Source organism: Chrysiogenia bacterium, assembly GCA_020434085.1.
GTDB lineage: Bacteria > JAGRBM01 > JAGRBM01 > JAGRBM01 > JAGRBM01 > JAGRBM01.
This window is the reverse complement of sequence record JAGRBM010000363.1, coordinates 1-5784: the sequence shown is the minus strand read 5'-3', so window position 1 is coordinate 5784 and position 5784 is coordinate 1. Positions and strand designations below refer to the sequence as shown.

The 5784-nt window shown below is 65.6% G+C and carries 6 protein-coding genes; 3 read left to right on the top strand and 3 right to left on the bottom strand.

The genetic code is table 11. The annotated features are described in order from the left end of the window. The 3 genes from acnA to KDH09_12510 form a co-directional block, all read right to left on the bottom strand. Positions 1-607 (bottom strand): aconitate hydratase (acnA, locus tag KDH09_12520; protein MCB0220515.1); only part of this gene is annotated, 607 nt, incomplete at its 3' end. Between the two features lie 101 nt (positions 608-708). After that, the gene (locus KDH09_12515; protein ID MCB0220514.1) at positions 709-2211 is read right to left on the bottom strand and encodes a response regulator; all 1503 of its coding nucleotides are present in this window, start codon (positions 2209-2211) and stop codon (positions 709-711) included. A 69-nt stretch (positions 2212-2280) separates the two neighbouring features. After that, on the bottom strand, positions 2281-3648 hold the full coding sequence (locus KDH09_12510) for an amino acid permease (protein ID MCB0220513.1): 1368 nt from the start codon (positions 3646-3648) through the stop codon (positions 2281-2283). A gap of 129 nt (positions 3649-3777) precedes the next feature. Here KDH09_12510 and KDH09_12505 point away from each other — a divergent pair, with 129 nt between their 5' ends. The 3 genes from KDH09_12505 to KDH09_12495 form a co-directional block, all read left to right on the top strand. Beyond that, entirely contained in the window at positions 3778-4386 is a 609-nt protein-coding gene (locus KDH09_12505) for a protein-L-isoaspartate(D-aspartate) O-methyltransferase (protein MCB0220512.1), read from the top strand. Between the two features lie 127 nt (positions 4387-4513). Beyond that, positions 4514-5260 (top strand): TonB family protein, encoded by a 747-nt coding sequence (locus KDH09_12500; GenBank protein MCB0220511.1) that lies wholly within the window; start codon positions 4514-4516, stop codon positions 5258-5260. A gap of 72 nt (positions 5261-5332) precedes the next feature. Further along, a partial coding sequence (locus KDH09_12495; protein MCB0220510.1) for a beta-propeller fold lactonase family protein occupies positions 5333-5784 on the top strand: 452 nt, incomplete at its 3' end.

The following is a 5784-nucleotide window of genomic DNA, read 5'->3' as shown; positions in this document are numbered from 1 at the left end:
GCGTGTCGGGGTAGGCCTGCAACACGCCGCCGTTCTCCTGCGCGAAGACCACGCGCGCCAGGAACTCGATGTTCACCTGGTGCACGATGCCGGTCTCCGGCGGCACGACCTTGAAGTTGTCGAACGCCTTCTGGCCCCACTTGAGGAACTGGTAGCGCTCCTTGTTGCGCGAGTACTCGAGCTCGGTGTTGAACTGCAAGGCCTGCGGCGAGGCGAAGCTGTCGACCTGCACCGAGTGGTCGATCACTAGCTCAGCCGGTTGCAGCGGATTGATGCGATTGGGGTCGCCGCCCATCGCCTTCATCGCCTCGCGCATGGCGGCCAGGTCGACCACCGCCGGAACGCCGGTGAAATCCTGCATCAACACGCGCGCGGGGCGATAGGCGATCTCCTCGCTCGGCACAGCCTTGGCGTCCCAGTTGGCCAGCGCTTCGATGTCCTTCTTGGTCACCGTCACGCCGTCCTCGAAGCGCAGCAGGTTCTCGAGCAGAATCTTCAACGAGAACGGCAGCCTCTTCAGGCGCTCGGCGCCGATCGAATCGAGCCGGAAGATCTGGTAGGACTTGCCTGCGACGGCAAGCGAGGATTTGGCGTTGAAGCTATTCATGGCGTATCCCTAAGGCCTGACCGCAGGCCAAGTCCTCTATGTTCTCACTCCCGGGCTCGGGAATGCAGGCGGAAGAGGGGGGAATTCTGCCGGAAAACGCCTCAGGCGGCGGTGCGGGGACGGGCGTCGACGATCATACGGCGCAACAGAGAGGCGACCTGCGCACTGTCGAGCGGCTTGGGCAGCACGTGGTGCGCCCCGCGGCGGCGGGCGTCGGTGAGCAAGGGACCCGGGGCGCTGCGGCCGTCACCAGCGGTGACGGCCAGGATGGAGACGTCAGGCGACGAGGCGCGAACGCCCTCGATCCAGCCCAGGGCGCGCTCGCTCGGCGACGCCAAGTCGACGACGATCCCCTCGAACGCCCCTACGGTCAGCAGAGCGGCGGCCTGCGCCACTCCCGCAACGCGCGTCACCTTCACGCCCTCGCGTTCGAGCGCGCGGCCAATCAACTCGGCCGCCTCCGAGTCCTGATCGACCACCAGCACGCGCCACTCGGCGCCGTCGAGCGAACGCACGAGGCCGCGCACCGAGGCAGGCAACTCGATGTGGAACGTAGAGCCGACGCCTAGCGTCGAGCTCACCCAGATGCGTCCATCGTGTTGCTCGACGATCTTCTTGCAGGTCGCCAGACCGATGCCCGAGCCCGGCCGATCCTTGGATTGCGCCAGCCGGCGGAACGGCGCAAAGACCTCCTCGAGCGAGGAGGCCGGAATCCCCATGGCGTTGTCGCGTACCTGGATGAGCACACGTTCCCCGCTCCGCTCTCCGGTCACGATGACGCACGGCGCCTCGTCGCGGCGGAACTTGATTGCGTTGGAGATGAGGTTTTGCAGCAGTTGCGCCAAGGTCACCGGATCGCCGATGACCGAAGGCAGGTCGGCGATCTCGATCACCGCGCCGGTCTCGGAGATCAGCCCGCGCAGGTCCGCCCTGACCGCAGCGGCCAGCTCGTTCAAGTCCAGATCCTCGAGCGGTGCGCGCTGGCGTCCGGCCCGCGCGTAACCCAACAGCGCTTCGATCATCTCCGCCATGCGCGAGGAGGTGCGCACCGCCGCTTCGAGAAACTCCATCGCCTGCTCATCGAGCCGGTCTTGGTAGAAATCGCGGATCAGCTCCACGTTGCCCTTCACTCCGCAGAGCGGCTGCTGCAAGTCATGCGCAACCACGGAGACGAAATCCTCGAGCTCACGCTGCTTCGCCTTTACGCGCCGGCTCAGCGTGATCTTCTCCACCGCGTTCAGGATGGCGCGCTGCAAGACGTCCGGCGAGATGACCGACTTGACCAGGTAGTCCTGCGCGCCGCACTGCAACGCCTCGACGGCGACCATCTCGCTGCCGAAACCGGTGACGAAGACCACCGGCGTGTCGTCGCCGTGCTTGCGGATCGCGCGCAGGGTCTCGAGACCACACTGCGGGCCTAGGCGGTAGTCGAGAACGACGCAGTCATATTCGGCTTCTTCGAGGCTGCGCAGCCCTTCGTCGTGGCTGGCCGCCGATGCGACCTCTACTTCGAACGCGTGGGCACGCTTGAGGTGCCGCGAGACGAGCATCGCGTCAGAGTCGCTGTCGTCGATGATGAGAATGCGGAGTCGCGGAACCCTCAAGAGCCAACCCCTCGCAGACGGCGCCCGAGGCCATCTCGATTAAAGAATCGGCTCAAACCGAAATGAGGTTTAATCTTTTATCGGTCTGGAATAAAAATGATACGCCGCGCCGCCGGCCGCGATGGTCAGCAGGCTCCACACTGCTTCCCAGCTCTTGTCGAGCGCAAAGTAAACAAACACCAGCAGGTTGACCGCCATGTAGAAGCCCGGGGCGAGCGGCCAAGCGAAGCTCACCCAGGGCGACCGCTTCCAATCGGGGCGCTTGCGGAATTTCCACAATGCCAGCACGGAAAGCGCGGAAAAAAGCCACAAAGTGAAGCCGATGTAGTAGAGCAGGCTCTCGAACGTGCCGGTCAGGATGAGCAGGCAACAACACACGCCTTGCGCCGTCACCGCCACCCACGGGCTGTTCCATTTTGGATGGATGCGCCCGGCGGCCTCGAAGAACGCGCCATTGCGCGCCATCGCGTAGTAGACCCGCGGGCCAATCATGCACATGGCGTTAACCGTCGCCAGCAGCGACAGCGCCATTCCCGCCGCAAAGAGCCCGCCGCCGGCGTCGCCAAAGAGATTCTGCGCCGCCTGCGCGCCGACGGCCACCACGCCCTTCATGTCTTCGAGCGGCGTGGCGTAGATGAATAGGCAGTTCAACGCCGCGTAGAACGCCGCAACCAGCGCCGTCCCCAGCAGGAGCGAACGCGGCAGCGTGCGCTCGGGGTCCTTGAGCTCTTCCGCGATGTAGACCGCCGCATTCCAGCCGCTGTAGCCGAAGTAGACGAACACCAAGCTCAGCGCGAACTGCGCCGGCAGAGTGGTGGTCGAGACGCGCTCGGCCGTCTGCGAAAAGTGTCCCCAGTCACCCTTTCCAATAGCAAACCCGAGCAGCAGCAAGGCCCCAAGGACGAACAGCTTCACGCCCGTCAGCGCATTCTGCAGCTTGGCCACAAGCTCCACGCTCATCAGGTTGAGCGCGGTGAAGGCCACGATGATCAGACACGCCAGCAATTGCCCCGGGCCCATCTGGAGCTTGAGCGGACCGAGCATGACGGCGGCGCTCGTTTGCGGGTCGAGCACCGGCGCGAAGTGGCCGACGTAGGCCGCCACGCCCAAGGTCGCTACGGCGATCGGCGCGGAAAACCCGGCGAAGAAGCTCACCCAACCGTCGATGAAGCCCCACGCAGGCCCCCACGCCTCGGACAAGTACACGTACTCTCCACCCGAACGCGGAAAGTTGACGCCCAACTCGGAGTAGCACAGGGCGCCAGTCAGCGCGATCAGTGCGCCTACGAACCAGATCCCGATGACAAGGCTGGGCGAACCCAGGTCGCCGGCGAGGAATCCGCTGGTCGTGAAAATGCCCGTCCCGATCATGTTCGAGACGACGATTGCCGTGGCGCTGACTAAGCCCAGTCGGCGTACGAGTCCGGTTGCTGGCATGCTGATAGACTGTGAGCCTCGAGACTTCGTTGCTCGGGGCAATTGTCGCACGGGACCTTGGCTCGGGAAACCGCGGACGCTGCCTCGAAACCCCTCCGGCAAGAGCCTGAGCCGGCGGCCAAAATCGGCATGGTAGACAGCCAAATCGTGGCCCGGGGCGTGCGCGACCGGCGCGTGCTCGAAGCCTTGCGTCAGGTCCAGCGCGAGGCTTTCGTCCCGCCCGAGCTCGCTGCTTCCGCCAACTCAGACAGCCCCTTGCCGATCGGCTATGGCCAGACGATATCGCAGCCCTACATCGTCGGCTACATGAGCGAGCGATTGCGGCTCGAGCCCGAGCATCGCACGCTCGAGATCGGCACGGGCTCAGGCTACCAAGCCGCGGTGCTCTCGCTGCTATGTCGCGAAGTCTACTCGGTCGAGATCATCGAGGAGCTCAGCTCCGCCGCCCGCGCGCGCTTGGCCGAGCTCGGCTACTCGAACGTCCACGTACGCATCGGCGACGGCTACAAAGGCTGGCCTAGCCACGCGCCCTACGACCGCATCCTGCTAACGGCCGCGCCGCCTGAGATCCCCGCGGCCTTGCTCGACCAACTCGCGCCAGGCGGACGCCTCATCGCCCCCGTCGGCCCCAATTACGGCGCACAGAACCTCCTCGTGGTCGACAAAGACGCCGAAGGCCAAATCGCCGAACACGTCGACCTGCCCGTCCGCTTCGTGCCTATGGTGCACGCCCGCTAGCTCCGCAATAACGGGAACCAATCCGCCCCACGCGGTGTCTCTAGCTGACGAACCGAACGCGCAACGAGCCGGCCCGTTTCTCGCGCTTCGCTTTTCGGATTCATCGATCCGAAACAAGGAGAGAAACGTGTTTGAACAATCTGTAACGGGGTCTCCACGCAAGCCGTGGAGCTTTGCAGTTTCGCTGTTGGCGCAGACCGCCGTTCTGGCGCTGGTCTTGGCCGGCACGCTCATGTATACGCCCTTGCTGCCGGCGGCGCGCTTCGCGGCCGTGCTGCTCGAGCCGCCTCCGCCGCCACCCGGTCCACCGCCCGCGCCGCCTGAGCGCACCGTCGCGGTCAAGCCGCAAGTTTTCACCGCGGAGCTGGTCATGCCGGACCGGATTCCCGACAAAGTCGCGATCGTGCAGGACCCGACCGACGCCGCACCCATCGCGCAACCCTACGTCGGCGTGCCGGGCGGCGACCAGAATGGCAGCCGCGACGGCGTCATCGGCGCGTTCAGCACCTTGAATCCAACCGTGGCGCCGCCCAAACCGCCCGAGCTCAAGGTCGAGAAGAAGCCCGCGCCGCCGCCCGCCCCCAGCGGTCCCGTCGAGGTGAGTAAAGGCGTCCAGGCCGCGCGCCTCGTCCACCGCGTCGAGCCGGTTTATCCGCCGCTCGCCAAGCAAGCCCACGTCAGCGGCGCGGTTCGGTTGCGCGCCGTCATCGCCGCCGACGGCACGGTCGAGTCGCTCCAGGTCCTGAGCGGCCACCCGCTGCTGATCCGCGCCGCCGCCGACGCGATCCAGCAATGGCGCTATCGCCCGACCATGCTCTCGGGCCGCGCCGTGCCGGTCTCGACCGAGATCGAGGTCAACTTCGTCCTGCGTTAGCAGACGTTGCAAACCGGCGCGCGTTGCGCTGTGATAGTCGGCATGCTCGACCGACGTCACTTCCTCGGCGCCATGGCTGCGTCCCCTCTGGTTTCCTGCGGGGGCTCCGAGCCGGAACCCGAGGCCGAGGCCCCCGCCGAGCCTGAGTACGATCACTTGGTCTACTTCGGAACCTATACGCGGGGAGATGTGAGCAAGGGCATTTACGTCAGCCGCTTCTCCTCGATGACGGGTGAAGTCAGCGACCCCGAGCTCGCCGCCGAGTTGGTGAACCCGTCCTTCGTCTGCTTCCACCCCAACGGCCAGAATGCCTACGCCGTCTCGGAAACCGACGACGGCTCGGTCGCCGCCTACCAGATCGACCGCTCGACCGGGAAGCTCACCGAGCTTGGGTCGCAGACCACCCAGGGCTCCTCGCCGTGCGATCTGCAAGTCGACGCGAGCGGGCAAATGTTGGCCGTGGCGAACTATGGGAGCGGTTCCACCATCTCGTACCGCGTCGGCGCCAACGGCTCGCTCAGCGC

Bases quoted from the DNA above. Each gene is read 5' to 3' on its own strand.
- KDH09_12505 (MCB0220512.1), top strand. From the start codon at position 3,778: ATGGTAGACAGCCAAATCGTGGCCCGGGGCGTGCGCGACCGGCGCGTG.
- KDH09_12510 (MCB0220513.1), bottom strand. From the start codon at position 3,648: ATGCCAGCAACCGGACTCGTACGCCGACTGGGCTTAGTCAGCGCCACG.